At 65.4% G+C, this 25,679-nt stretch carries 22 protein-coding genes; 10 read left to right on the top strand and 12 right to left on the bottom strand.

Annotation, left to right across the window (positions count from 1 at the left end):
- Positions 1 to 131: 131 nt before the first annotated feature.
- Complete coding sequence (locus B0E47_RS03575) at positions 132 to 1,430, top strand: ABC transporter permease (RefSeq protein ID WP_077512605.1); 1,299 nt, start codon at positions 132 to 134, stop codon at positions 1,428 to 1,430.
- 82 nt (positions 1,431 to 1,512) lie between these two features.
- The gene (locus B0E47_RS03580) at positions 1,513 to 2,745 is read left to right on the top strand and encodes an FtsX-like permease family protein (protein WP_077512607.1); all 1,233 of its coding nucleotides are present in this window, start codon (positions 1,513 to 1,515) and stop codon (positions 2,743 to 2,745) included.
- 74 nt (positions 2,746 to 2,819) lie between these two features.
- On the opposite strand, the gene B0E47_RS03585 is transcribed toward B0E47_RS03580, so the two are convergent.
- Complete coding sequence (locus B0E47_RS03585; RefSeq protein WP_077512609.1) at positions 2,820 to 3,122, bottom strand: type II toxin-antitoxin system RelE/ParE family toxin; 303 nt, start codon at positions 3,120 to 3,122, stop codon at positions 2,820 to 2,822.
- Positions 3,119 to 3,352 carry an addiction module protein gene (locus tag B0E47_RS03590; protein WP_077512611.1) on the bottom strand — a complete coding sequence of 78 codons (234 nt, stop codon included), beginning with the start codon at positions 3,350 to 3,352 and terminating at the stop codon, positions 3,119 to 3,121. The genes B0E47_RS03585 and B0E47_RS03590 overlap by 4 nt, the downstream gene beginning before the upstream one ends.
- Before the next feature lie 143 nt (positions 3,353 to 3,495).
- On the opposite strand from B0E47_RS03590, the gene B0E47_RS03595 reads away from it, so the two are divergent.
- The 6 genes from B0E47_RS03595 to B0E47_RS03620 all read left to right on the top strand — a co-directional run bounded on the left by B0E47_RS03595 (position 3,496) and on the right by B0E47_RS03620 (position 11,296).
- Complete coding sequence (locus B0E47_RS03595; RefSeq protein ID WP_077512613.1) at positions 3,496 to 4,818, top strand: ABC transporter permease; 1,323 nt, start codon at positions 3,496 to 3,498, stop codon at positions 4,816 to 4,818.
- Positions 4,819 to 4,829: 11 nt separating this feature from the next.
- Positions 4,830 to 6,044, top strand: a complete 1,215-nt coding sequence (locus tag B0E47_RS03600) for an FtsX-like permease family protein (RefSeq protein WP_077512615.1) — start codon at positions 4,830 to 4,832, stop codon at positions 6,042 to 6,044.
- 91 nt (positions 6,045 to 6,135) lie between these two features.
- Entirely contained in the window at positions 6,136 to 7,965 is a 1,830-nt protein-coding gene (locus tag B0E47_RS03605; protein WP_077512709.1) for a DUF885 family protein, read from the top strand.
- Between the two features lie 126 nt (positions 7,966 to 8,091).
- A complete protein-coding gene (locus B0E47_RS03610) occupies positions 8,092 to 9,435 on the top strand; it encodes a sigma-54 dependent transcriptional regulator (protein WP_077512617.1) in 1,344 nt (447 codons plus the stop codon).
- Positions 9,436 to 9,501: 66 nt separating this feature from the next.
- On the top strand, positions 9,502 to 9,843 hold the full coding sequence (locus B0E47_RS03615; RefSeq protein ID WP_077512619.1) for a hypothetical protein: 342 nt from the start codon (positions 9,502 to 9,504) through the stop codon (positions 9,841 to 9,843).
- A 31-nt stretch (positions 9,844 to 9,874) separates the two neighbouring features.
- Positions 9,875 to 11,296, top strand: a complete 1,422-nt coding sequence (locus tag B0E47_RS03620; protein ID WP_077512621.1) for an ATP-binding protein — start codon at positions 9,875 to 9,877, stop codon at positions 11,294 to 11,296.
- On the opposite strand, the gene phoU is transcribed toward B0E47_RS03620, so the two are convergent.
- The 5 genes from phoU to pstS all read right to left on the bottom strand — a co-directional run bounded on the left by phoU (position 11,297) and on the right by pstS (position 16,094).
- The gene (phoU, locus tag B0E47_RS03625) at positions 11,297 to 12,034 is read right to left on the bottom strand and encodes a phosphate signaling complex protein PhoU (protein WP_077512623.1); all 738 of its coding nucleotides are present in this window, start codon (positions 12,032 to 12,034) and stop codon (positions 11,297 to 11,299) included.
- Positions 12,035 to 12,094: 60 nt separating this feature from the next.
- Positions 12,095 to 12,904 (bottom strand): phosphate ABC transporter ATP-binding protein PstB, encoded by an 810-nt coding sequence (pstB, locus tag B0E47_RS03630; RefSeq protein WP_077512625.1) that lies wholly within the window; start codon positions 12,902 to 12,904, stop codon positions 12,095 to 12,097.
- Positions 12,897 to 13,763: a phosphate ABC transporter permease PstA gene (gene pstA, locus B0E47_RS03635; protein WP_077512627.1), complete on the bottom strand. Its 867-nt coding sequence runs from the start codon at positions 13,761 to 13,763 to the stop codon at positions 12,897 to 12,899. Before pstA ends, pstB begins: the two co-directional genes overlap by 8 nt.
- A 142-nt stretch (positions 13,764 to 13,905) precedes the next feature.
- Positions 13,906 to 14,913 (bottom strand): phosphate ABC transporter permease subunit PstC, encoded by a 1,008-nt coding sequence (gene pstC / locus B0E47_RS03640; RefSeq protein ID WP_077512629.1) that lies wholly within the window; start codon positions 14,911 to 14,913, stop codon positions 13,906 to 13,908.
- Between the two features lie 149 nt (positions 14,914 to 15,062).
- Positions 15,063 to 16,094, bottom strand: a complete 1,032-nt coding sequence (pstS, locus tag B0E47_RS03645) for a phosphate ABC transporter substrate-binding protein PstS (RefSeq protein ID WP_174566946.1) — start codon at positions 16,092 to 16,094, stop codon at positions 15,063 to 15,065.
- Positions 16,095 to 16,703: 609 nt separating this feature from the next.
- On the opposite strand from pstS, the gene B0E47_RS03655 reads away from it, so the two are divergent.
- Positions 16,704 to 17,951, top strand: coding sequence for a porin (locus B0E47_RS03655; protein WP_077512710.1), 1,248 nt, complete (start codon positions 16,704 to 16,706; stop codon positions 17,949 to 17,951).
- A gap of 335 nt (positions 17,952 to 18,286) precedes the next feature.
- On the opposite strand, the gene ppk1 is transcribed toward B0E47_RS03655, so the two are convergent.
- The 5 genes from ppk1 to phoB all read right to left on the bottom strand — a co-directional run bounded on the left by ppk1 (position 18,287) and on the right by phoB (position 24,525).
- Positions 18,287 to 20,398 carry a polyphosphate kinase 1 gene (gene ppk1 / locus B0E47_RS03660; protein ID WP_077512633.1) on the bottom strand — a complete coding sequence of 704 codons (2,112 nt, stop codon included), beginning with the start codon at positions 20,396 to 20,398 and terminating at the stop codon, positions 18,287 to 18,289.
- A gap of 136 nt (positions 20,399 to 20,534) precedes the next feature.
- Positions 20,535 to 21,101, bottom strand: a complete 567-nt coding sequence (locus B0E47_RS03665) for a phosphatase PAP2 family protein (RefSeq protein WP_077512635.1) — start codon at positions 21,099 to 21,101, stop codon at positions 20,535 to 20,537.
- The gene (locus B0E47_RS03670) at positions 21,076 to 22,221 is read right to left on the bottom strand and encodes a glycosyltransferase family 1 protein (protein ID WP_077512637.1); all 1,146 of its coding nucleotides are present in this window, start codon (positions 22,219 to 22,221) and stop codon (positions 21,076 to 21,078) included. The genes B0E47_RS03665 and B0E47_RS03670 overlap by 26 nt, the downstream gene beginning before the upstream one ends.
- A 300-nt stretch (positions 22,222 to 22,521) precedes the next feature.
- Positions 22,522 to 23,643, bottom strand: a complete 1,122-nt coding sequence (gene phoR / locus B0E47_RS03675) for a phosphate regulon sensor histidine kinase PhoR (protein ID WP_254422791.1) — start codon at positions 23,641 to 23,643, stop codon at positions 22,522 to 22,524.
- A gap of 177 nt (positions 23,644 to 23,820) precedes the next feature.
- Positions 23,821 to 24,525 (bottom strand): phosphate regulon transcriptional regulator PhoB, encoded by a 705-nt coding sequence (gene phoB, locus B0E47_RS03680; RefSeq protein WP_077512641.1) that lies wholly within the window; start codon positions 24,523 to 24,525, stop codon positions 23,821 to 23,823.
- A 188-nt stretch (positions 24,526 to 24,713) separates the two neighbouring features.
- Between phoB and B0E47_RS03685 the strand changes: the two genes are divergently transcribed.
- Positions 24,714 to 25,679, top strand: a complete 966-nt coding sequence (locus B0E47_RS03685; RefSeq protein ID WP_077512643.1) for an SPFH domain-containing protein — start codon at positions 24,714 to 24,716, stop codon at positions 25,677 to 25,679.

Below are 25,679 nucleotides of genomic sequence, written 5' to 3' on the forward strand. Positions count from 1 at the left end.
AGGTATCAATCACTCGCAGGAGGTCGCTCGCGGGCGATGCCTTTCCCGGCGGCACGGACGAATCGCGGGAACATCGACCGCGAGCGGGTTCTCGCGTGGCCACACGGCAACTTTGGTTGAGGGGACCACGAATGCTTGCCTACTATTTTGAGCTGGCCCTGCGCAGTCTCAGGCGCAACAAGGCGCTTACCGCGCTGATGGTGCTGGCGATCGCGCTGGGCATCGGCGCCAGCATGACCACGCTGACCGTGCTGCATGTGCTGTCGGGTGATCCGCTACCGGGCAGGAGCAACACCTTGTATGCGCCGCAGCTCGACCCGCGCGACATGACTGGCTATCGGCCCCGGGCCGAGCCGCTGGATCAGGTCACCTGGATCGACGGCATGAACCTGTTGCAGGCGAAGCGGGCGGATCGCCAGGCGTTGATGACAGGGGGTTCGGTGGCCATCCAGCCGGCGCAGTCCGCCCTCGATCCGTTTTACCAGACGGCGCGTTACACCACGGCCGATTTCTTTCCGATGTTCGGCGTACCGTTCCGGTATGGCCATGCATGGGGCGCGAGCGAGGATGCCGCCAGTGCCGCCGTGGTGGTGATCAGCAGCAAGCTCAACGACAAGCTGTTCGGTGGTCGTGACAGTACCGGTCGCATCATGCGCCTGGAAAACCATGCCTTGCGCATCATCGGCGTACTGGGCGACTGGCGGCCGAATCCGCATTTCTATGATCTCAACGTGAAGAACTACGGCGCGGACGAAGGCGTCTACCTGCCGTTGTCCACCTCGCAGGATCTGCATCTGGCGCATCTCGGCGGCGCCGATTGCTGGGGCAATGGCGGCAACGATGCGACGCACACGGCACCTTGCGTGTGGCTGCAGTTCTGGGTGCAACTGGATACACCGGCCAAGGCAGCCGCATACCGGCAGTTTCTGGTCCATTACTCGCAGGAGCAAAAAACGCTGGGCCGTTTTCAGCGTCCACCCAACGTACGCCTGCGCAACCTGATGCAGTGGCTGGACTACGAGCGGGTGGTGCCTGGCGACGTGCAATTGCAGAGCTGGCTGGCGCTGGGTTTCCTGCTGGTGTGTCTGGTCAATACGGTGGGCCTGATGCTGGCCAAGTTCCTGCGTCGTTCCGCCGAACTGGGGGTGCGTCGCGCATTGGGCGCGTCGCGGCGTGCGCTGTTCAGCCAGTTGCTGGTGGAAGCAGGCGTGGTCGGGCTGGCCGGTGGCCTGGGTGGCCTGCTGCTGGCGTATCTCGGCCTGTGGCTGGTTCGTCGACAGCCGGCGGACTACGCGCCGCTGGCGCATCTGGATGGCGCGATGCTGTTGATGACACTCCTGCTGGCGGTGGGTGCCAGCCTGCTGGCCGGGGTGCTGCCGGCCTGGCGCGCCTGCCGCGTCACCCCCGGCCTGCAACTGAAGAGTAATTAGTGCGCTTTCCTTGTGCGTGGAAGCGGCCACCCATGGCCGCACTCCTCAAGAAAACCCGCTTCGATCGAAGCAAGAGGCAAACATGGAACTGCGACCGATTCTCTCCACCCTGTGCCGACACAAGATCACCGCATGGCTGTTGATCCTGGAGATTGCGCTGACCTGCGCCATCGTGTGCAACGCGGTGTTTCTTATCCATCAACGCCTGCAGCGCATGGATATTCCCAGCGGCATCGCCGAGCACGATCTGCTGCAGATCAAGTTTGCGTATATCGGCGATCGACCGGATGCCTACGCCCAGGCGCAAACCGATCTGGCGACACTGCAGCAGATCGCCGGAGTGCAGGCGGTGGCCCTGGTAAACCAGCTGCCGCTCAGTGGCGACGCCATGTCCAACAGCGGCATCAAGCTGCGCCCCCACCAGCGGCAGAACTCGCTCGAGGTGGCGAGCTACTACGGCCAGAACCTGCTGGCGACGCTGGGTGTACGAATCATTGCGGGACGCGATTTTCAGCCCGATGAACTGATCGACCTGAAAACCGCCATGCCCGCGCTGCATAGCAACGACATGAAAAACCTGCCGCACGCCGTGATCGTTGCCCAGGCAGTCGCCGTACGTCTGTGGCCAGGGCAGAGTGCGCTGGGCAAGACCATCTACGTTGGCAACGACATACCGTTGCAGGTGGTCGGCGTGATGGCGCAACTGGCTCGGCCGAACATGCTGCAGATGGGCGCCCAGTACAGCATCGTGTATCCGATACGCCTGACCGCGACGGAGGGCGGAAGCTACCTGATCCGCACCACCTCGCAGGATCGCGAGCAGGTGCTGAAATTCGCCCTTGCTGCGCTCAAGCGCCTCGATCCGAATCGCATCGTGCTGGAGCAACGCACGTATGACGAACTGCGTCATGAGTCCTTTCAGAACGATCGCGCCATGGCCGGCATGCTGGTGGGTGTCATCGTGGCGCTGCTGATCGTCACCGCGCTGGGTATCGCGGGCCTTGCCAGCTTCTGGGTCGGTCAGCGCCGCCGCACCATCGGCGTGCGCCGCGCGCTGGGCGCCACCCGCGCCGACATCCTGCACTACTTCCAGACCGAGAACTTCCTGCTGGCCACGCTCGGCATCGCGCTGGGCATGCTGCTGGCCTACGCCATCAACCTGTTCCTTATGCTGCATTACGAATTGCCGCGGTTGCCGGCGATCTATTTCCCGGCCGGCGCGATCGGGCTGTGGCTGATCGGTCAACTCGCCGTGCTCGGCCCGGCGCTGCGCGCCGCGGCGGTGCCGCCGGTGGTGGCGACGAGGAGCGTGTGATGAAACAGGGAGTCGAGAACAGAGCGTGCGGAGCGGGACGAAACGGGAAGGCACAGGCCTCCCGCATTGGCCACTCAGGTTTGGGGCGTCGTGCGATGCCGCCAATAGCCAGGTTCCTGATGGCAATGCATCACGGCCACGATCAGGATGTAATCCACTTCGATGGTGTACAGGACCGCGTAGGGGAACACACGGGTCAGGCAGCGGCGAACGTCGTGCGCCATGAGGGCGAAGGCCAGGGGCTGTTCGGCGAGCTCTTCGATGGCGATTTCCACGCTGCTGACGAAGCGTTGCGCAAGTTCGTTTTGTATGGCCGCGTAGTAGCGTGTCGCCCCCTCGAACTCCGCCAGAGCCTCGGGGTGAAACCTGAACGTCATCGGGTGACGATGCGCTGCACGCGCGCCAGAGCCTCGGGGCCTGCGACGGGTTCGACCGCGCCGCTGCGAACCTCATCGCGGCGACGCGCCGCCTCGGCGGCCCAAAGTTCCTGGATCTTCCGGTCGTGTGCCGGATCGAGGCTCTCCACCAGCCGGTCGGCCAGCAACGCCCTGGCGTCGCTGGGTAGCGACAGCGCGGCTTCGGTGAGTTGTTCGACGGTGATGACCATGGGGAAAGCATACGCGGGCGCTGAGCCGCGCTCAACTCGCGTCATCGGGTCTCCGGTCCCGAGGCAGCAAGCCGGGAAAGGGGCATGGCTGGAGTGCCAGTGCTTTTCCCATTCTTTATTTCCTACTCCGAAGGAGTGACGTGATGTTCGGTTACTACCTCGACCTCGCGCTGCGCAGCCTCAAGCGCAACAGGATGCTGACCGCGCTGATGATCGTCGCCATCGCGGTGGGCATCGGCGCCAGCATGACCACGTTGACGGTGATGCGCCTGTTGTCCGGTGACCCGGTGCCCACGCGCAGCGGCACCCTGTTCTATCCGCAGGTCGACCCGAATCCTTATTCGGATGGGCCGTCGCTGCCCTACGACATGATGGATTACCGGTCGGCGGTGGATTTGTGGAGTGCGCATCGCGCTGATCGGCAGGCGCTGATCGCGCACGGTCAGCTGAAGCTGACCGCACCGCAGGTGAACCTGCCGCCGCTGATGGCGCAGGTGCTTTCCACCACCAGCGAATTTTTTCCGATGTTCGATGTACCGTTTCGCTACGGCCATGGTTGGTCGGAGCAGGACGATGCAAGCCGCGCGCGGGTCGCAGTCATCTCCTCGGACCTCAACAACAAGCTGTTCAACGGCGCCGACAGTGTGGGTCGCACGCTCCGGCTGAAAGACTCGGATGTGCGCATCATCGGCGTGCTGGATGCATGGCGCCCGTCGCCGCAATTCTATGACGTGGCCGGCGGGCGCTTCGCCGAAGGTCAGACCGGCGACTTCTACGGCCGTCCGGAGGATGTTTTCATGCCGTTCAGCAGTTCGTCGGATATCAATCCTGCCGGCTTCACCTTCTTTACCTGCTGGAGCATGCCAAAAAGTACTGGGACCCTGCAGACATCCCCTTGTGTGTGGATGACGCTATGGGTGCAACTGGACAGCGCCGCCAGGGTTCGCAGCTATCGTCAATTCGTGGCCGACTATGCCGCCCAGCAGAAATCGCTCGGTCGTTTCGCTCGCGCCGACAACACGCAACTGCGCAGCCTGATGGGATGGCTGGACTTCAATCACGTGGTACCCAGCGATGTGCGCCTGCAGATGTGGGCGGCCTTCGCGTTTCTGCTGATCTGCCTGTTCAACACCGTAGGCCTGCTGTTGGCGAAGTTCCTGCGCCGTGCCGGCGAGATCGGGGTGCGGCGTGCGTTGGGTGCCAGTCGTGCGGCGGTACTGGCGCAGTGCCTGTTCGAAGCGGGATTGATCGGTTTGCTGGGCGGTATCGGCGGTCTGCTGCTCACCCTGCTGGGACTGTGGCTGGTGCGTCGCCAGCCGGTGGCCTATGCCGACCTGGTGCACCTGGATACGGCGATGTTCCTGCTCACGTTTGCGCTGGCGATCGCCGCCAGCCTGCTGGCCGGGTTGCTGCCTGCGCTGCGCGCCAGCCGCATGGCGCCCGGCCTGCAGCTGAAGATCACTTGAGGACACTTGTCATGCAGATCCGCCCCATTTTCGCCGCCCTGCGCAAGCATCGTCTTGCAACCTTTCTGATCTCCATGGAAATCGCGTTGGCCTGCGCCGTGCTTTGCAACGCCTGCTTCCTGATTGTCAACCGGGTGCAGCTGAGCCATATCCACAGCGGCGTCGATGAGGGCGCACTGGCTGCCATCAAGCTCACCGGCTTTGATGAGGACCGGGGCGTCGATCTCAATGCCCGCGTGCTCAACGGCCTGGCCAAGATCCCAGGCATGCAATCGGTCAGCGTGATCAGCGCCGTCCCGTTCAGCGGTTCTCCCAACAACGCCGGCATCACCACGGATGCCGAGGGCAAGCAATTTGCCGGCGTGGTGAATTTCTACTCGGGCGGGCCGGGTAGCTTCAAGGCGCTCGGCGTTCACCTGATCGCGGGACGCGCACCGCAGGAAGGTGACTATCAGCCCGTGGTTCACTTCGTGCCCGACGATGCGCTGGTATGGATTACGCAGTCGCTAGCCGATCACGCGTGGCCCGGTGTCGATCCGCTCGGCAAGGAGTTCTGGGTTGGCAAGCCCCATTTCCGGGTGGCTGGCGTGGTGGCGAATCTGGCGCGGCCATCTCCAGGCGAGGGCGGCCCTTCCACCATCGATTGGTCGGTGTTCGTGCCGTCCCAGCCCGGCGCGCATTTCGCCGGCACCTACCTTTTGCGCGCGTCGCCCGAGCAATTGCCGCGCGTGCTTCGTGACGCGCGCGTGGCCATCGCCAGAATCGCACCTGACGCGGTGCTGGACACCACCGCCAGCCAGAGCGTGGCCAGCCTGCGCGAAAAATTTTTCGAGCAAGACCGCACCATGGCCGGCATCCTGGTCGGCGTGATCACCGCCATGCTGCTGGTCACCGCTCTGGGCATCGTCGGCCTGGCCAGCTTCTGGGTGCAGCAGCGGCGCCGGCAGATCGGTATCCGCCGCGCCATCGGCGCCACCCGGCGCGACATCCTGCGCTATTTCCAGACCGAGAACCTGCTGATCGTCACCGGCGGCATCGTGCTGGGGATGGTGCTGGCGTTTGCGCTCAATATCACGCTGATGAAGTTCTACGAGCTGCCGCGCCTGCCGCTGTATTACCTGCCGATTGGCGCGCTGGCGCTGTGGGGTCTGGGTCAGCTGGCGGTGCTGGGCCCGGCGTTGCGCGCGGCGGCGGTGCCGCCGGTGGTGGCGACGCGGTCGGTGTAAGAACCGTGCTATCTGGCACGGGAGGGCGCGGCTGGCGACGTGCACAATCATGGGGTCCGTACCCCTCCTACAACTCAAGGATCCTGTGTTGATGAAAGCCTTGCCATTGCTGATCTGTGCGGCCCTGCTGGGCTCGGTGACCATTGCTTCGGGTGTGGCGCATGCTGCCCTGGCGACGCAGCCCGCCGCGAAAGTGGATGTGGCGAGCCGGGTGGCGGCGCTGAACGCGCTGCTGGCCGAGCAGTGGCAGTACAACCTGAAGAACAGCCCGGAGTTCGCCACCACGCTGGGCGACCTGCGCTACAACGACCGCTGGACGGATGCCTCGCTGGCGCACCAGGCGGCCGACCGGCGGGCGACCGAGGATTTCCTCAAGCGTTTCGAGGCGATCGACACCAGTGGTTTCGCGGACAGCGACAAGCTCAACCAGCAGCTGATGGTGCGCCAGCTGAAGGACCAGTTGCGCGGCTACCAGCTCAAGCTCAATGAGATGCCGCTGGACCAGATGAGCGGCGTGCACATCGCGCTGGCGGGCTTCGTCAGCTCGATCCCGTTCGACAACACGAAGGAATACGATGACTACCTGGCGCGCCTGAAGGCGGTGCCCAGGCTGTTCGACCAAGTGACCGCGGTGGCGCGGCAAGGCATGGCCGACAAGATGATGCCGCCGAAGTATCTGCTGGAAAAAGTCGTCGCGCAGATCGGCAGCATCGAGAAACCTGCCGGCATGGACAGCGTGTTCGCCGAGCCGCTGAAGCATTTCCCGAAGTCGGTCTCGGCGGCGGACCAGAAGCGCCTGCATGATGCCATCCTCGCCGCGATCGACGACGATGTCCGCCCGGCCTACGCGAAGCTGGGCAAGTTCGTGGCCGACGATTACGCACCGCACGGGCGCAGCCAGCCGGGCGCGTGGGACCTGCCGAACGGCGATGCGATCTATCGCTACGACGTCGAGCAGATGACCACGACCAACGAGACGCCTGAACAGATCCACCAGATCGGCCTGGCGGAGGTCAAGCGCATCGAGGGCGAGATGACGAAGATCGCCCAAGCGCAGGGCTACAAGGATCTGGCCAGCTTTCGCGCCTCGCTGAAGACCAACCCGAAGACGCACGCGACCTCGCGCGAGGACATCCTCGACCGCTATCGCGGCTTCATCGCGGGCATGGAGCCGGAGCTGCCGAAGCTGTTCGGCCTGCTGCCGAAGACCAAGGTGGTGGTGATGCCGGTGGAGAAGTTCCGCGAGAAGGAGGCTGCGGCAGCCGAATACCATCCCGGCACGCCCGACGGTTCGCGGCCCGGGCAGATCTTCGTCAACACCGGCGACTTCGCCAACCGCAGCATCCTGACCATCGAGTCGACCGCGTATCACGAAGGCATTCCCGGCCATCACCTGCAGATCTCGATCGCGCAGACGCTGCCCAAGCTGCCGCCGTTCCGCCAGCAGGCCGGCTACACCGCGTACATCGAGGGCTGGGCGCTGTATGCCGAACAGCTGGGCAAGGAAGTCGGCTTCTACAAGGACCCGCTGTCCGACTACGGCCGCCTCTCGGACGAACTGCTGCGCGCCGACCGGCTGGTGCTGGATACCGGCGTGCACTACAAGCACTGGACGCGCCAGCAGATGGTCGACTTCTTCCACGCCCATTCCAGCGAGGACGAGCCGGACGTGCAGGCCGAGACGGATCGCTACATCACCTGGCCGGGCCAGGCGCTGGCCTACAAGACCGGCGAGCTGAAGATCCTCGAACTGCGTGCGCGGGCGGAAAAGGCGCTGGGCGACCAGTTCGACATTCGCGCCTTCCACGACGAGATCCTCAGCGGCGGTGCGCTGCCGCTGGACGTGCTGGAAACCCGGGTCGACCACTGGATTGCAGCGGTGAAGGCCGGCACGGCGGCGGCGCATCCGGTGGCGATCTGAGCGCCGTTGCCGCCGCGGTCGCCCCGCGGCGGCAGCTCGCCTCATGGGGAATTAGCACAATAGTTCATTAGTCATGGCAACCTTGCGGGCAGGAGAAGCATCCATGTCCACATGTGCAGAAAACGAATGACCCGTACCGTACTGATCATCGATGACAACCCGTCCGTGGGCGAGGCGCTGTCGCTGGCCTTGTCGCTGCACGAGATCCGCCCGCTGACGGCGCTGACCCCGGAGCAGGGGCTGGCGGTGCTGGAGCGCGAGGCGGTCGACGTGGTGATCCAGGACATGAACTTCACCGCCGACACCACCTCGGGCAAGGAGGGCGTGGTGCTGTTCCGTGCGATTCGCGAACGCCACCCGGACTTGCCAGTCATCCTGCTCACCGCGTGGACGCACCTGGAGACCGCGGTGGAACTGGTCAAGGCCGGCGCGGCCGATTACCTGGCCAAGCCGTGGGACGACAACAAGCTGCTGGCCACGGTGGAGAACCTGCTGGAGCTGTCCGAATCCAGTCGCGAGATCAGCCGCAGCCGGCGCGAGCGCCGCCAGCGTCGCGAGGCGCTGCAGAAGAAGTACGACCTGGACGGCCTGGTGTTCGCTTCCGAGGCGATGGCGCGCACGCTGGATCTGGCCTGCCAGATTGCCCGCTCGGACGTGTCGGCCTTGATCACCGGCCCCAACGGCACCGGCAAGGAGCGCATCGCCACGATCATGCATGCGAACTCGGCGGTCTCGCGCGGCCCGTTCATCGCGGTCAATTGCGGCGCGCTGCCAGGCGAACTGATCGAGGCGGAACTGTTCGGCGCCGAGGCCGGCGCCTACACCGGCGCGAACAAGGCGCGCGAGGGGCGCTTCGAACTGGCCGACGGCGGCACGCTGTTCCTCGACGAGATCGGCAACCTGCCGCTGCCGGGCCAGATGAAGCTGCTGCGGGTGCTGGAAACCGGTCAGTTCGAGCGGCTCGGCTCCGGCAAGACGCGCCAGGCCAAGGTGCGCGTGCTCAGCGCGACCAATGCCGACCTCAAGGCGATGATCCGCGCCGGCACGTTCCGCGAGGATCTGTACTACCGGCTCAACGTGATCGAGGTGAACCTGCCGCCGCTGGCCGAACGCAACGACGACATCCTGCCGCTGGCCGAATTTTTCCTGAGCGGTCGCGCCGAGCTGGGCGACGCCGCACGCGAGGCCCTGCTCGGCTATCCGTGGCCGGGCAACGTGCGCGAACTCAAGAACGCGATCGAGCGCGCCGCCCTGCTGGCCGGCGGCAATCCGATCACGCCGGAGTTGCTCAACCTGCCGCACCATGTCTCGATCGCCAACCGCGATCTCGACGAGCCCAGCCGCGAAGTGGTGGAGGACGCCTTGCAACAGGCCGGCGGCGTGGTCAGCCGCGCGGCACGCCAGCTCGGCCTGTCGCGGCAGGCGTTGTACCGGCGGATGGAGCGTTACGGGCTGGCGACAGCGAGCTGAGCTCGAGCACTTGTCGCACCGCCCCCGAGGTACAAAGATGGACCATCGAAACGGAGGAGGTGCAACATGGTTTTCCGAGGTTCGCTGATGGCTTGCGCCGTGCTGTTTGCCGGCGGGCTCGCCGCCCAGACCGCCGCGCCGGGCCAGACGACGCAGAACGATCGCTGGGACGCGGTACCGCCTGCGGCCAGTTCATCGACGTATCGGACCGATCACTCGCTGCCGGGCAGCGGGAGCACCGATCACAGCCCATTCCATTTCAAGCAGCCGGTCACCCGTGGCCCGGCCTATGCGCCACCGCCCGAGGCCAATGACAAGGCGGCCGTGATGGGCAAGCCGCGGCCATGGCAGAACGGACGGCCGCCGGTGGACTGCGCGGTGGATCCGAGAGATCCCGCATGCCACTGAGCAGTTGGCTCGGGATGGGAGGCCGTGAAGCATGTGGCTGCTGCTGAACTCGCTGCGCGCGCGACTGAGCCTGCTGCTGCTGGCGGCCGGCGTGGCTGGTGCACTGATCTACGCCGGAGTCACCGAGTGGCCGTTGCCGCAGACGCTGGCATGGCTGCATGAGCTGCTGACCGCAAAAGCCGATGCGACGATCCTGCCGGCCAAACCGGCGCCCATGCCGCATCTGGATATCTACACCGCGCTGGCGATCGGGCTGGTGCTGCTGTTGCTTGCGGCGATCTGGCTGGCGGGTCGCGCGATGGCCCCGGTCAGCCGCCTGCTGCGTGCACTGGAAGGCGCGGTGGCCAGCTATCGCGATGGCGATTTCAGTTTCTCGATCTCGGCCAGTCGCCGCGACGAGCTGGGCGAGCTGATCCGCATGCACAACGACCTGGGCCATACCTTGCGCGAGCAGCGCCAGCACCTGGCCCAGCGCGAATTGCTGCTGGACACGGTGGTGCAGAACACACCGGTGGCGCTGGTGCTGACCGACGCCAGCGGCCGGGTCGCCTATGCCAACATCGCCTCGCGGCACCTGTTCAACGAGGGTCGCAGCCTGATCGGGCTCGACTTCGCCGAACTGCTGGCCGGCGCGCCGGACTTGCTGCGGCAAGCCGTCGACAGCGGCGAAGACGCGCTGCTCACGGTGGAGATGGATGGCAGCGAGGAAACGTTCCACCTGTCACAGCGCGCGTTCCGGCTGCAGGGCCGGCCGCACCGGCTGCAGTCGTTCCGGCGCATGACGCGCGAGCTGTCGAGGCAGGAGGTGGCGACCTGGAAACGGGTGATCCGGGTGATCAGCCACGAGCTCAACAACTCACTGGCGCCGATCTCCTCGCTGGCGCATTCCGGTGCCGAGCTGGCGCGGCGCGGCGACGTCGAACGGCTGCCCAGCGTATTCGCCACCATCGGTGAACGCGCACGCCATCTGCACGGCTTCATCGCCGGCTACGCCAGTTTCGCCAAGCTGCCGACGCCGCAACTGGCGAACGTGGAGTGGCCGGCGTTCCTCGATGGCCTGGCGCTGCATTGCCGGTACCGGTTCACCGGATCGATGCCGAAGCGGCCGGCGCGGTTCGATGCGGCACAGATCGAGCAGGTACTGATCAACCTGGTCAAGAACGCGCACGAGGCCGGTGGCGCGGACGATGAGGTCACCCTGTCCATCGTGGAAGCGGCCAGCGAGGTGCGCATCGAGGTGGCCGACCGCGGCCCCGGCATGAGCGAGACGGTGCTTTCGCAGGCCTTGCTGCCGTTCTATTCGACCAAGCGTTCCGGCACCGGCCTGGGGCTGGCGCTGGCGCGGGAAATCACCGAGGCCCATGGCGGGCGCATCGCGCTGACAAACCGCGAGGGTGGCGGTCTGCGCGTGACGCTGTTCCTGCCGACGGTCATCCGCCAGGAGCGAGGTTGATCAGGGCCTGTCCGGCTTGACCGGTAGCCCTGAAAAATCCGCGCTGGCCGTTTCGTCGAGCTTCCTGCGTGGTGCCTGCAGAGGTTCTCCGGTGACCTGGAACCACACGTTTTCGGCGATGTTGGTCGCGTGGTCGCCGATGCGCTCGATGTTCTTGGCCATGAACAGCAGATGCGTGCATGGGGTGATGTTGCGCGGGTCTTCCATCATGTAGGTCAGCAGTTGCCGGAAGTAGCCGGTGTAGGCCTCGTCCAGCACGGTGTCGTTCTGCCATACCGCGTGGGCGCGTTCGGCGTCGCGATCCTGGTAGGCGGCGAGGACGTCGCGCACCCCGGTCGCGGCCAGTGTGGCCAGATGTTCGAGGCCGGCGGCCGGTCGCACCGGCGCCACCATCGACAGCGGAATCGCGCGCTTGGCCACGTTGGCGGCGTAGTCGCCGATGCGCTCGATATCGGCCGCGATGCGCAGCGCGGCAAACACGTTGCGCAGATCGCCCGCCATCGGCGCGCGCAAGGCCAGCAGGCGCACGACATCGTGGCTGACATCCTGCTCCATCCGGTCGATCGTGTCGTCGTTGTCGACCACGCGCTGGGCGGCGCGTTCGTCGCGGCGCTCGACCACGTCGATCGCCGCCTCCAGCTGCTTCACCGACAACTCGCCCATGCGCACGATTTCGCCGGTCAGCCGGGTCAGTTCGGTATCGTAACTCTTGATGATGTGGTCTTTGTCGGTGGTCATGCGATGCCTCTGTTCTGTTTCCCTCTCCCTGCGGTCGCCGCGGGAGAGGGGAGTCATTGATTAGCCGAAGCGACCGGTGATGTAGTCCTCGGTCTGCTTCTTGTCCGGTTTGGTGAAGATCTTTTCGGTCTGGGCGAACTCGATCAGTTCGCCCAGATACATGAAGGCAGTGAGGTCGGAGACGCGCGCGGCCTGCTGCATGTTGTGGGTGACGATGACGATGGTGAACTGGCTTTTCAGTTCTTCCACCAGTTGCTCGATGCGGCCGGTGGCGATCGGGTCGAGCGCCGAGGTGGGCTCGTCCAGCAGCAATACTTCCGGCTTCAGCGCGATCGCGCGGGCGATGCACAGACGCTGCTGCTGGCCGCCGGAGAGGCCGAGCGCATTCTGCTTCAGCTTGTCCTTCACCTCGTTCCACAGCGCGGAACTGCGCAGCGCCTGCTCGACGCGGTTCTCCATCTCCGCCTTCGGCAGTTTCTCGTGGTGGCGGATGCCGTAGGCGACGTTCTCGAAAATGGTCATCGGGAACGGCACCGGCTTCTGGAACACCATGCCGATCTTGCTGCGCAGGCGGTTCATCGAATAGCTGGGGTCGAGGATATTCTCGCCGTCCAGCTCGATCGAACCTTTCGCCTCCAGCTTCGGATAGATCGCGTAGATCCGGTTGAAGATGCGCAGCAGGGTCGACTTGCCGCAGCCGGACGGACCGATGATCGCGGTGACCTGCATCGAAGGGATGTCCATGTCGATGCCTTTCAGCGCATGGAAACCGTTGTAGTAGAAGTGCAGGTCGCGCACGGCGAGCTTGGGAGGCACCGCCGCTGCGGCCGCCACCGGCGTCGGGTTGGTGGCGATTGCGGAATCAGTCATGGGACACCTTGGTGCGAGAAAGGATCAGGCGCGAGCCGAGGCTGAGCAGCAGCACGAACATGGTGATCACGAACGCGCCGGCCCAGGCCAGCGCATGCATCGCGTCGCCCGGATCGTTGGCGTACTGGTAGATGATCTGCGGCAGGCTGGACATCTTCTCGATCGGGTTGATCGCCATATAGTTGTTGCCGAAGGCGGTGAACAACAGCGGTGCCGTCTCGCCGCTGATCCGCGCCAGCGCCAGCAGCACGCCGGTGATGATGCCCGAACGCGCCGCGCGGATCAGGATCTGCAGGGTCAGCTTCCACTGCGGCACGCCCAGTGACAGCGCCGCTTCGCGCAGGGTGGACGGCACCAGCCGCAGCATCTCGTCGGTGGTGCGCACGATCACCGGCAGCGCGATCAGGGCCAGCGCCACGCCGCCGGCGAAACCGGAGAACGTGGTCGAGCCATGGGTGAGGGCGGTGCTCGGCAGCACGATGATGGTGTAGACGAACAGGCCCATCACGATCGACGGTGCCGACAGCAGGATGTCGTTGAGGAAGCGGATCGATTCGCCCAGCTTGGTACGGTTCGCGTATTCCGCCAGCCAGGTGCCGGCGAGCACGCCGATCGGGGTGGCGATCGCGATGCCGATGAAGTTGATCACCAGGCTGCCGACCATCGCGTTGGCGAGGCCGCCGTCCTCGCCATAGGCGGTGATTTTCGTGAACAGTTTCAGATCCAGCGCGCTGATGCCCTGGCGCAGGGTTTCCCACAGGATCCAGGCCAGGAACGCCAGGCCGACCAGGGTGGCCAGCATGCTCAGCGTCATCGCCAGTGCGTTGGTGATACGGCGGCGCAAGTACAAGGTATTCATGCGCTGGCCCCAGGCAACCCGTAGGAGCCCGCTTGCGGGCGATGCTTTTGTGCCGGGATTCGGAATTCGGGATTTGGGATTCGCAAAAGCATCGCCCGCGAGCGGGCTCCTGCAGCAACGGCGAGGGTGATGATGCGATTCATCAGCGGCCTTCCTTGCTGGCCAGCCGGCGTAACATCAGTCGCGCGATCAGCAGCACGATGAAGGTGACCACGAACAGCAGGAACGCCAGCGCCATCAGCGAGGACTTCTGCAGGCCGGAGGCTTCGCTGAACTGGTTGGCGATGGTCGAGGCGATCGAGGTACCGGGATCGAGCAGCGACGCGGACAGCTGCATCGCGTTGCCCAGCACGAAGGTTACTGCCATCGTCTCGCCCAGCGCGCGGCCGAGGCCGAGGAAGATGCCGCCGATCACCGCCGAGCGGGTGTACGGCAGCACGATGTCCCACGACACCTCCCAGGTGCTGGAGCCCAGCGCATAGGCCGATTCCTTCAAGCGCGTCGGCACGGTCTGGAACACCTCGCGCATCACCGAGGAAATGAACGGGATGACCATGATCGCCAGCACGATGCCGGCGACCAGGATGCTGGCGCCGAACGGATAGTCGCTGCCGAACAGCTTGCCCACGAATGGCACGTGTTCGGCCACCCACGACAGCTTGCCGTCGTCGGGCTTGTTGCCAAGGTTGTTGGTCAGCCACGGCTTGATGTGGTTGGCGAAGAACGGGGCGAAGACGAACAGGCCCCACATGCCGTAGATGATCGAGGGGATGCCGGCGAGCAATTCGATCGCCGAGGCGACCGGCGTGCGCAGCCAGGTCGGTGCCACCTCGGAAAGGTAGAGTGCGATGCCGAAGCTGATCGGTACCGCGATCAGCAGCGCGATGAACGAAGTGACGATGGTGCCGTAGACCGGTACCAGTGCGCCGTAGACATCGTTGCCCGGGTCCCATGACGAACTGACCAGGAAGTGCCAGCCGAACGTGGCGAATGCGTCGCGACCGCCCCACAGCGTGGCGCCGGCGGCACCGAGCAGGGCCGCCAGCACGATCAGCGCGCAGCCCTTCAACAGCCAGCGGAACAGCCGCTCGTGACGGACGTCGCGGCGGCTGCGCTGTTCGAGGATGTCGGTGGGGGTGGCAACGGGCATGAGAACTCTATGGTTCGGTTTGCGAAATTTTCATTGACCGTTCGCCCTGAGCGTAGCGCAGCGAAGTCGAAGGGCTGCCCTTCGACTTCAACCCTGCGGGTCTACGCTCAGGGCGAACGGTGGGGAGATCCCACCGTTCGGTTAAACGATCAGTGCTTGAACTCGGATGCCCAGTACGCCTCGATCCTGCTGACCAGTGCATTCGGCAGCGGCACGTAGTCCAGCTCGCTGGCGGACTGCTGGCCATGTTCCAGCGCGAACTTGAAGAAGTCGAAGGCGACCTTGCTGTTGTTGGCGTTCTTCGGCGTCTTGTACATGATCATCCAGGTGGTGGCGGTGATCGGCCACGCCTGCGCGCCCGGTGCATTGGTCATGATCAGGTTGAAGTCCTTGGCGCTGGCCCAGTCGGCGGTGGCAGCGGCCGCGGCGAAGGCATCGGCGCTGGGCTTCATGAAGTTGCCGCTGGCGTTCTTCAGGTCGACCCAGGCGAGCTTGTTCTTCACCGCGTAGGCGTATTCGACGTAGCCGATCGAGCCCTTGATCTGGCGAACGTACTGCGACACGCCTTCGTTGCCCTTGCCGCCCACGCCGGTCGGCCATTCCACGGCGGTGCCGAACTTGACCTGGCTGGCCCAGGTCGGGTTGACCTTGGACAGGTAATTGGTGAAGTTGAACGAGGTGCCCGAACCGTCCGAACGATGCACCACGGTGATCTTGCCGGCGGGCAGGCTCAGGCCGGCGTTCAGTGCGGCGATCTTCGGGTCGTTCCAGTTGCTGATCTTGCCCAGGAAGATGTCGGCCAGGGTGGTGCCGTCCAGCTTGATCTGGTCGGCCCGCACACCGGCAATGTTGACCACCGGCACGATGCCGCCGACCACGATCGGAAACTGGCCCAGACCGAATTTCTGCAGGTCCTCGGCCTTCATCGGCGCGTCGGAGGCGCCGAAGTCGATCGTGCCTTCCTTGATCTGCGCGATGCCGGCGCCGGAACCGACCGACTGGTAGTTGAGGTGGTTGCCGGTCTTCTCGGCGTAGGCGGCCGACCACTTGGACATGACCGGATAGACGAAGCTGGAACCGGCGCCGGTGATGTCGGTGGCTTGCGCGGACACGCCGAATGTCGAGGCCACGACGAGCGCGGCGACGGCGACAAATCGAATCGGGTTTTTGTTGAGGGTCAACACGGTAGCTCCTTGGGGGGAAGTCGGATGCGACCACGCCATTTCAGGTCCTTCGTGTTGCTATTGGATGAAATGAATGTTTCAGACAGATGACAGTCCACGCGAATTGTCATCTGCCGCTGACGGAGCGCCCGCCGCACCCGCAGTTCTGGCCGCGTCGAGGCCCCTGTGTGCCTGTTCGAACAGCTCCAGGAAGCCAGCGGTTGACCACGCCGCAGAACAGCTTGGCGGTGCGTCTGGCATCGTACAGCGCCGAAGGTACCTCGTGGCTGTCGAAGGTGCGGCCGGCAGCACAGCTGCGATTTTCTGCGGGGCATCGCATTCAGCATCGGAACAACCGCTGATCACGTCCACCATGACGGTCCGAAAATCGCGGAAACCTCTGGCCATGCGAGGCGCAGCAGCTGCTGCCGATGGTCTCCGTCCGCGACGCAGGTTCAGTCACCCATGTCGGCGCATCGAGTGCCTTCGTTGCGCGCTGTCTCGAATTTGTCACGAAAGATGCATCCAGTCGTAAAAAAGCCTCGGCAGACTTGTTAACGAATCGCTAGCCGGCCGTCGGATCGAGGGGCAGTCGATATGTATCCAACCCAACTTGCGGAGAATTACATGCGTTTCAAATTGATTGCGTTGGCGATCGTCGCCGGCCTCGGCGTTACCAGTTTCACGGCCGCCGCTGCGCCGGCACAGCAAGTCGTCAGCAGCAGCGAAGTCGAGTTGCTGAAGGCGCAGCTGGCTGCGCTGCAGGCCAAGGTGGATGCACTGGAGCAGCGCACCGATGCCCAGTCCGACATCAACGTCAGCACCGGCCAGGCGGTGGAGAAAGCCACCAATGTGACGGCGGCCAGCGACAAGAAGCTCGCGGCACTGGAGAAGGCGATCAACAACACCACGCTGTCCGGCAAGATGTATTTCGACTTCACCGGCATCGACCAGAAGAACAGCGACACGGGCAAGACCAGCGCATCCGGCCTCGGTCTGGACGTGAAGCGCTTCTACCTCGGCGTCGACCACAAGTTCAACGACGTGTGGTCGGCCAACCTCACCACCGACTTCAACTACGTCAGCAACGACGGTGAAACCAACCTGTTCGTCAAGAAGGCCTACCTGCAGGCGAAGTTCGACCAGGCGGCCGTGTTCCGCGTCGGTTCGGCCGACATGCCGTGGATCCCGTTCGCCGAGAAGTACTACGGCTTCCGCTATGTCGAGCCGACCCTGACCGATCGCCTGAAGTACGGCAACTCGGCCGACTGGGGCCTGCACCTGGGTGGCGACATCGGTGCCAGCAAGTCGTTCAACTACGCGGTGTCGGTGGTCAACGGCAATGGCTACAAGAACCCGGGTCGCAGCAAGGGTGTGGATTTCGAGGGCCGTATCGGCTTCGTGCCATTCGAGAACATGATCGTGGCGATCGGCGGCTACAGCGGCCATCGCGGTCAGGAGACCGAAACCACCAGCGCACCGAACACCGCACAGCGCGGCAACCTGATGGTGGCCTACGCCAGCGATGCGTTCCGCCTCGGTGCCGAGTACTTCACCGCCAAGGACTGGAACAACGTGCTGACCCCGTTCAGCGACAAGTCGGACGGTTATTCGGTGTGGGGCAGCGTGGCGATCGCCGACGGCGTGAGTCTGTTTGCCCGCTACGACAACGCCAAGCTCAGCAAGACCCTGGACAGCGCCAACAAGGATGTCTACTACAACGCCGGTGTCGAGTACCAGGTGACCAAGGGCTTCAAGCTGGCCGGTGTGTGGAAGCACGAGAAGGCCGACAAGTCGGTCGGCACCCCGGTGCCGCCGCACGTGCAGAACGTGAAGACCAACGAGATCGGCGTGTTCGGCGAAGTGGCGTTCTGAAACTGTCACACAGCCGCGGCATACTGCGGTCATCCGGATAACGGTTGGCAACGTTTATCGCAACGGAGTTTCACCCACGGAAGGAAAACGGCGGGCCTGGATGGCCCGCCGTTTGTTTTTTCCGGTGTGCGAAACATGGCGCATTCGCCCAGCGTCCGTTGAAGCATCCGGAGATGCGCCGGAATACTGGAAGGCGCGCGGGTCGTCGGTCCATCCGGAAACCCGGCAGGGCGTCGTCGAAGGGCAGCAGCGCAGGTCATGGCACGCGATCGGGAGGCGCCGGATGTTGCCGGTGCCGGCATCGATCCGGGAGCTGGCAGCAAGCGAATCCCGATTCAGGGCCTGAGCTGTTCCAGCAGCCACTGCTGCGCCGAATGCGGGGGCGCGTCGCCCGGCGTGGCGCGGTGGTATTGGCCACTGGCGTCCAGCAGCCACGCCTGCACGTTGTCGTCCAGGTAGTTTTGCAGCGTTTCCCGGAAGATGCGCGCCGCGAGACGGGCGTCGCGTATCGGGAAACATGCCTCGACACGGCGCAGCAGATTGCGCTCCATCCAGTCGGCCGACGAGCAGTAGAGTTCCGCGTCGCCGCCGTTGGCGAACCAGTACACGCGGCTGTGCTCGAGAAAGCGCCCCAGCACCGAACGCACGCGGATACGTTCCGAAACGCCGGGCAGCCCGGGGCGAAGCATGCAGGAGCCGCGTACGATCAGGTCGATCTCGACGCCGGCGCAGGAGGCGCCATAGAGCGCCTCGACCATGGAAGGTTCGTTCAGTGCGTTCATGCGCGCGACGATCCGGGCCGGGTTCCCCGCGCGCGCCTGCGCGATCTCGCGCTCGACCAGGGCCAGCAGGCCGCGGTGCAGGCTGAAGGGCGACTGCAGCACGTGTTCCAGCTCGACCACCGGCCCGAGGCTGCACAGCTGCTGGAAGATCCTGCCCACGTCCGCGCAGATGCCGGCGTCCCTGGTCATCAGGCCGATGTCGGTATACAGGCGGCTGGTGGCCTGGTGGTAATTGCCGGTGGACAGGTGGGCATAGCGGCACAGCACGCCCCGTTCGCGGCGCACGATCAGCAGCATCTTGGCGTGGGTCTTGTAGCCGACGACGCCATACACGACCTGCACGCCCGCTTCCTGCAGGCGGTCGGCCAGGCGGATGTTCGCTTCCTCATCGAAGCGCGCGCGCAGTTCGATGACGACGGTCACTTCCTTGCCGGATCTGGCGGCATCGACCAGGTATCCGATCAGGGGCGAATCCTCGCCGACGCGATAAAGCGTCTGCCGGATCGCCAGCACATCGGCATCCACGCTGGCCTGGCGCAGCAGTTCGAGCACCGGCGTGAAGGATTCGAACGGATGGTGCAGCAGCAGGTCGCCCTGGGCGATGGTCTCGAAAATGCCGGCGTCGGTCGTGAACGGCCGCGGCACGGTCGGCACGAATGGCGGGTATTTCAGGTCCGGGCGATCGACCATGTCGTAGACCGCCGACACGCGATGCAGATTGACCGGGCCACCGCACAGATACACGTCGGCATCCGTCAGGCCGAAGTTGTCGAGCAGCATCTGTCGTATCGCCGGCGTGCAACCCTCGCCGAGTTCGAGCCGCACCGCTTCGGCATAACCGCGATCGCGCAATTCCACGCTCAGTACGCGCGCCAGATTCTCGGTATCGTCGTCTTCGAGTTCCAGTTCGGAATCGCGCGTGACGCGGAACTGGCAGGCGCCGCGGATCGCCATGCCGGGAAACATCGCGTCGGCGAATGCCTCGAGCAGGGTGGAGAGAAACACGAACTGGTGCGGCACATTGGCGACGCCCGGCGGCATGCGGATCACGCGCGGCAGCGAGCGGGGTGCGCGCACCACGGCGACATTGCCCTCGCGTGCGAACGCGTCCTCGCCGTGCAGCACCACCGCGACGTTGAGGCTCTTGTTGAGGATCCGCGGAAATGGATGGGCCGAATTCAGCCCCAGCGGCGACAGCACCGGCAGGATCTCGCGCTGGAAAAGTTCGCGCGCCCAGCGCGTCTGCGCCGGCGACCATTGCGTGCTGTCGCTGAAGACGATGCCTTCACGGGCCATCGCCGGACGCAGTTCGTCGTTCCATGTTTCGTACTGGGCGTGCATCAGCCGGGTGGCGCTTTCGCGTACCCGTGCCAGCACCTCGCTCAAGGGCATGCCGTCCGGGCCCGGGCGCGCGTCGCCATAGGCGATCCAGTGCCGGAGGCTGGCCACGCGCACCTCGAAGAATTCGTCGAGGTTGCGCACGGAAATGCACAGGAAGTGCAGCCGTTCCAGCAGCGGCACCGTGGCGGTGCGCGCCTGTGCCAGTACCCTGAAGTTGAATTCGAGCGCGGAAAGTTCGTGGTTGAGGTAGAGCTCCGGCGCCCGCAAGTCCATGCCGGCCGGCTCTGACGCGGCGTCTTGCGGTGCGGTCGCGGGATTCGTCATGGGCTCGGGCTGGTTGGCGGCAACCGCCGGCGGCGCAGGGGCGCACGCCGCAACATGCAGGTCGGTCTATCCGCGATTGGAGCGCCGCTGCATGACATCCCGATGACAGTCGGCGGGAGTTTTCAACGGGGTGGTTTCAAACGGCGGCGAGTGCGCCGAGCAGCAGGGGGTCGAGCCACAGCGAGCCGACGCCGAGCAGCGCGCCGAGCGCTGCGCCGGCGAGCACGTCGGTCGGATAGTGCAGGCCAAGGATCACCCGCGACATCGCCACCAGCACGGCGAACAGGGCCAGCGGCGGGGCCAGCACGGGAAACCAGGCGGTGGCGACGATGCCGAAGCTCACGGCATGCAGCGTGTGCCCGGACGGGAAACTGTATTCGTCCAGTGGTGGCGCACGCGCGACCACGCCGGAGTGCACGCGGAACGGCCGCAAGCGGCGGGTGCGGCGCTTCAGTGTCCGGTACAGCAGCCACGCAACGATGCCGGTGCACAGCATTTGCAGGGCGGCATGCAGGCCGCGCCTGCCGGCGCAGGTCGCCAGCGCAGCCATCAGTCCATACCAGAGCCAGCCGTCGCCCAGGCGGCTGACCGCGCCGAACGTCCGATGCACGCCACGATGTTCAGCCCAGCGGCTGGCCAGCAGGCACAGGCGGGGATCCAGGGCCCGGCCTGTTCGCTCAGGCGACGGCGCGGAGATGGTCATCGGGATATCCGCGTACCAGTGAGGTCAGCAGTTTCTCGAACTCGGCGATCACCGCATCCGGCGGGCAACGCAGGGCGGCGCGTCGCGCGTTGGCGCCCAGCAGCCGGCGCGTCTCGGGATCCAGGCCGAGCTGGTAGGCCGACGTGATGAAACCGCGCGCGTCCGTCGGCGGCACGACCAGCCCCGAGACGCCGTTGGCGACGTGCTCCTGCGCTGCCGCATGGTCGAAGGCGACCAGCGCCAGCCCTGACGCCATCGCCTCCAGCACGACGTTGCCGAAGGTCTCCGACAGGCTCGGAAACAGGAACAGATCCGCGCTGGCGTAGTGTGCGGCGAGTTCGGCCTCGCGCTTTGTGCCGACAAACAACGCATCCGGGTAGGCGCTGGCCAGTGTCTCGTGCTGCGGGCCATCGCCGACCAGCACGATGCGCGAGGCGGGGCGGTGTGCGTGCAGGGCCCGGAACGCCTGCACGGCGAGCCCGAGGTTCTTTTCCGCGGCGATCCGGCCGACGCACAGCATCACCAGGGCGTCGTCGTGCACGCCCCAGCTCCGGCGCAATGCCGGGTCGCGCCGTTCCGGCGAGAACAGGGTGGTGTCGACGCCGCGGCGCAGCTTCTGCACGTGATCGATGCCGGCGTCCATCAGTTCGGCCTGCAAGGCCCTGGTCGGAACCAGGGTCATTTGCGCGCGGCGGTGGAATCCCAGCAGGTGGTTGCGCACCAGCGGCGCCAGCAGTCCGATGCCGTAGTGGGCGGCGTAGTCGTGGAAGCGCGTGTGGAAGCCGGTCAGGACCGGTATGTCCAGGGCATTGGCCGTGCGCATCGCCGATGCGCCCAGCGGGCCCTCGGTCGCGATGTAGATCGCGTCGGGCCGCCGTGCGTTCCAGCGCCTGCGCAGCGCGTTGCCCGCGGGCAGGCCGAACTGCACGCTCGGATAGCGCGGCATGGCCACGCCACGTGCGCAGACCAGGCCGACCTTGCCGTCGCGACCGTCGGCGCCCGGCCGCACCACTTCGACTTCACAGTCGCGTGCGGCCAGGCCTTCGGCGAGCGTGCGCACGGTCAGGGCGACGCCATTCACTTGTGGTGGCCAGGTTTCCGTGACGAAGGTGATCCGCATCGCTGCTCTCCCGTCGGGACTGCTGCGGATCTTCGCGCTGTTGTATTGCACCAACGCGACGGGGGCGTGACTCCCGTGCGCGACCTGCGCAGACCCTGGCGCCTGGCGCAGCTTCCGCGCAGTCCCATGCATGTCATCGGCTTGTCATTCTGGAGCGTGACAATGCTTCTGCCTGTCGTGACTCCCCTCCATGGCAAGGCAGCTGGAGAAAGCCGCTCTCTCCCCTCCCCAATCGGCCTGCGGCGTGGATCCCTTCCACGCCGTATTTTTTTGTGCGACAGGCGCCTTCCGCATGAAGGCTCAGTCAGGCGATGCCTCGGCCCGGCTGCTGCCGTCGTTTTCCGGCGGCAGCACGCGTGAGGCTTCCATCACGCAGGAGAAGGTCGAGCCCCGGCCGGGTTCGCTTTCGATGACCAGGCGGCTCTGGTGGAGGTTGAGCACGTGCTTGACGATCGAGAGTCCGAGGCCGGTTCCGCCGGACTCGCGCGAGCGGCTGGAGGACACGCGATAGAAGCGCTCGGTGAGACGAACCAGATGCTCCGCGGAGATGCCCAGCCCGCTGTCGCGCACCGAGAAGACGGCTTCGCCGTCGGCGGTCTGCCGCCAGCCGATCACGATCTCGCCGCCGCTGGGCGTGTAGCGCACGGCATTGCTGACCAGGTTGGAGAAGGCGCTGTGCAGGTGGTGGATCGAGCCGCGCAAACGCGCCCGACTGCTCGCCTCGACGGTGATGCCATGCCTTCCCCGGCTGAGTGCCTCGGCTTCGCGACGCAGCGTCTCCAGCAGCGGGACCATGGCCACCTCCTCGTCGGGCAGGGCTTCACGGGTTTCCAGGCGCGACAGGGTCAGCAAGTCCTCGACGATCTGCCGCATCCGTTGCGATTGCATGCGCATCTCGCCGAGCACGGGAGCCAGTTCCGGGACGTCCGTCGGATCCAGCAGCTCCAGGTAACCGTGGATGACCGTCAGCGGCGTGCGCAACTCGTGCGATACGTTGGCCACGAAATCGCGTCGCACCTGCTCCAGGCGACTGAGCGTGCTTATGTCGCGCGCGAGCAGCAGCCGCAGATGCGCGCCGAACGGCATCAGCGTCACGCTCAACCGCAGCGACGGATCCGCCGGGGCCGGCATGTCGGTGGCCGACTCGGCCATGTCCGTCTGCAGCCATGTGCCCAGCTCGCTGCCGGCCAGTCGCCTGGTCAGCGAGCCTTCGGGGTGTCGCTCGCGCAACCCGAGCAGGCGGGTCGCCGCCGCATTGAACCAGCGCACGTTTCCCCGGGCATCGAGCAGCACGACGGCATCCGGCAGGGCGCCCGCCGCATCACGTACGTCATGCAGCTGGGCCACCAGACGACGACGTTTCTGTCTCTGGTCGGGGGAGGGGAGCGGCACATTTTTCGCGTCGCGGTCCGTCGCCTTCATGTCCACAACCAGCCATGCCAATGTGATGATCTGTCCGCCGAGAACCACGCCGAAAGACCACCAGCTCAGCCCCCACACCGCCGTCGCCACGGCAGCCAGCACCAGGGTGGCGACCAGGACGGCAGCAGGCCCAGTGGGAAACCCCGGATTGGCGTGACGCATGCGCGGACTTCGCGACTAGGCGCGCGCGGGCGCGGGGTGGGCGGAAAACCGGTAGCCCGTGCCGCGCACGGTCTGTATCAGGGTGTCGAGGTTGCAGGCTTCCAGCGTCTTGCGCAGGCGGCGGATATGCACGTCGACGGTGCGCTCCTCCACGTACACGCTGCCGCCCCAGACGTGGTCGAGCAACTGGGCGCGGGAATACACGCGCTCGGCGTGCGTCATGAAGAAATGCAGCAGGCGATACTCGGTCGGCCCGATGGTGACCTGCTGATCGCCGGCGTACACCCGATGCGCCAGGCCGTCGATGCGCAGGCCGCCGAGGTCGATCATGCCCGAGCTGTCTTCGCCGTGGCTGCGGCGCAGCACGGCCTTGATCCGTGCCACCAGTTCGCGCGCGGAGAACGGCTTGACGACGTAGTCGTCGACGCCGGCGTCGAGCCCGGCGACGCGATCGGTCTCCTCGCCGCGCGCGGTGAGCATGATGATCGGCAGTTCGCGGGTCAGGTCGTCCCGGCGCAAGCGCCGCGCCAGATCCATGCCGCTGATGCCCGGCAGCATCCAGTCAAGCAGGATGAGATCGGGAATCTTCTCGGCGATCGCCAGCTGCGCCTCGCCGGCATCGCCGGCGGTGACCGGCAACATGTCCGCCTTACGCAGCGCGAACGCCACCATGTCGCGGATCGGGGCCTCGTCTTCGATGATCAGGATGCGCTTTTGCATGGGTCGCTCATTGGACTATGCGAACTATGGCAGCACGGTAATATTACGCGAGGATGACAGTGGCCGTGGCGCTGCGCCAGACGGCGTTCCGGGCGCGAACCCGGCTTGTGGCCAGCCGCGTCCCATGCGCTGCTCGACCGGCGTGCACTCCCCTATACTGGCGGCTTCACGGGCATGGGGAGAGTTTCATGGGTTTCGGACAGTTGCTTGCGCTGGTTGTCGTGGTGGTGGTCATCATCGGCATCGTCAAGCTGGTGCGCATCGTGCCGCAGGGTTTCGAGTGGACGGTGGAGACATTCGGCAAGTACACCAGCACCCTGAGCCCGGGATTGCATTTCCTGATCCCGATCTACCAGGCGATCGGGCGCAAGATCAACATGATGGAACAGGTGCTCGACGTGCCCTCGCAGGACGTGATCACCAAGGACAACGCGGTGGTGCGCGTCGACGGCGTGGTGTTCTACCAGGTGCTGGACGCGTCGAAGGCGGCGTATGAGGTGTCCAATCTCGAGCAGGCGTCGCTGGCGCTGGTGATGACCAATATCCGTACCGTGCTCGGCTCGATGGATCTGGACGAGTCCCTGAGCCAGCGCGACGCGATCAACGCGAAGCTGCTGAAAGTGGTGGACGAGGCGACCCATCCGTGGGGCGTCAAGGTCAACCGCATCGAGATCAAGGACATTGCGCCGCCGCGCGACCTGATCGATGCGATGGCACGGCAGATGAAGGCCGAGCGCGAGAAGCGCGCCAACATTCTCGATGCCGAGGGCTTCCGTCAGGCGGCGATCCTCAAGGCCGAGGGCGAGAAGCAGTCGGTGATCCTGGCCGCCGAAGGCGAGAAGGAGGCCGCCTTCCGCGCCGCCGAGGCGCGCGAGCGTTCGGCCGAGGCGGAAGCCAAGGCGACCACGATGGTGTCCAACTCGATCGCCAACGGCAACGTCAACGCATTGAACTACTTCGTTGCGAACAACTACGTCGAGGCGCTGAAGGAAATGGCCAAGTCGCCGAACCAGAAGATGCTGCTGCTGCCGATCGAGGCCACCGGCATCCTCGGCTCGCTGGCCGGCATCGCCGAGCTGGCGAAGGAATCGTTGGGTCAGCAGCAGCGGTCGGTGGCGATCCAGCCCCCGCTCGGCCAGCCACCCTTGCGTTGA

The organism is Rhodanobacter sp. B05 (genome assembly GCF_002001085.1).
Lineage (GTDB): Bacteria > Pseudomonadota > Gammaproteobacteria > Xanthomonadales > Rhodanobacteraceae > Rhodanobacter.

What these genes read in the sequence shown, in the direction of transcription:
- phoU (WP_077512623.1), bottom strand. Translation starts at nt 12,034, where the DNA reads ATGACCACCGACAAAGACCACATCATCAAGAGTTACGATACCGAACTG.
- B0E47_RS03600 (WP_077512615.1), top strand. Translation starts at nt 4,830, where the DNA reads ATGCAGATCCGCCCCATTTTCGCCGCCCTGCGCAAGCATCGTCTTGCA.
- B0E47_RS03670 (WP_077512637.1), bottom strand. Translation starts at nt 22,221, where the DNA reads ATGCGGATCACCTTCGTCACGGAAACCTGGCCACCACAAGTGAATGGC.
- B0E47_RS03595 (WP_077512613.1), top strand. Translation starts at nt 3,496, where the DNA reads ATGTTCGGTTACTACCTCGACCTCGCGCTGCGCAGCCTCAAGCGCAAC.
- B0E47_RS03590 (WP_077512611.1), bottom strand. Translation starts at nt 3,352, where the DNA reads ATGGTCATCACCGTCGAACAACTCACCGAAGCCGCGCTGTCGCTACCC.
- B0E47_RS03615 (WP_077512619.1), top strand. Translation starts at nt 9,502, where the DNA reads ATGGTTTTCCGAGGTTCGCTGATGGCTTGCGCCGTGCTGTTTGCCGGC.
- pstC (WP_077512629.1), bottom strand. Translation starts at nt 14,913, where the DNA reads ATGCCCGTTGCCACCCCCACCGACATCCTCGAACAGCGCAGCCGCCGC.
- B0E47_RS03610 (WP_077512617.1), top strand. Translation starts at nt 8,092, where the DNA reads ATGACCCGTACCGTACTGATCATCGATGACAACCCGTCCGTGGGCGAG.
- B0E47_RS03605 (WP_077512709.1), top strand. Translation starts at nt 6,136, where the DNA reads ATGAAAGCCTTGCCATTGCTGATCTGTGCGGCCCTGCTGGGCTCGGTG.
- B0E47_RS03685 (WP_077512643.1), top strand. Translation starts at nt 24,714, where the DNA reads ATGGGTTTCGGACAGTTGCTTGCGCTGGTTGTCGTGGTGGTGGTCATC.
- phoR (WP_254422791.1), bottom strand. Translation starts at nt 23,643, where the DNA reads ATGAAGGCGACGGACCGCGACGCGAAAAATGTGCCGCTCCCCTCCCCC.
- phoB (WP_077512641.1), bottom strand. Translation starts at nt 24,525, where the DNA reads ATGCAAAAGCGCATCCTGATCATCGAAGACGAGGCCCCGATCCGCGAC.
- B0E47_RS03655 (WP_077512710.1), top strand. Translation starts at nt 16,704, where the DNA reads ATGCGTTTCAAATTGATTGCGTTGGCGATCGTCGCCGGCCTCGGCGTT.
- B0E47_RS03580 (WP_077512607.1), top strand. Translation starts at nt 1,513, where the DNA reads ATGGAACTGCGACCGATTCTCTCCACCCTGTGCCGACACAAGATCACC.
- pstA (WP_077512627.1), bottom strand. Translation starts at nt 13,763, where the DNA reads ATGAATACCTTGTACTTGCGCCGCCGTATCACCAACGCACTGGCGATG.
- B0E47_RS03585 (WP_077512609.1), bottom strand. Translation starts at nt 3,122, where the DNA reads ATGACGTTCAGGTTTCACCCCGAGGCTCTGGCGGAGTTCGAGGGGGCG.
- B0E47_RS03575 (WP_077512605.1), top strand. Translation starts at nt 132, where the DNA reads ATGCTTGCCTACTATTTTGAGCTGGCCCTGCGCAGTCTCAGGCGCAAC.
- pstB (WP_077512625.1), bottom strand. Translation starts at nt 12,904, where the DNA reads ATGACTGATTCCGCAATCGCCACCAACCCGACGCCGGTGGCGGCCGCA.
- ppk1 (WP_077512633.1), bottom strand. Translation starts at nt 20,398, where the DNA reads ATGACGAATCCCGCGACCGCACCGCAAGACGCCGCGTCAGAGCCGGCC.
- B0E47_RS03665 (WP_077512635.1), bottom strand. Translation starts at nt 21,101, where the DNA reads ATGACCATCTCCGCGCCGTCGCCTGAGCGAACAGGCCGGGCCCTGGAT.
- B0E47_RS03620 (WP_077512621.1), top strand. Translation starts at nt 9,875, where the DNA reads ATGTGGCTGCTGCTGAACTCGCTGCGCGCGCGACTGAGCCTGCTGCTG.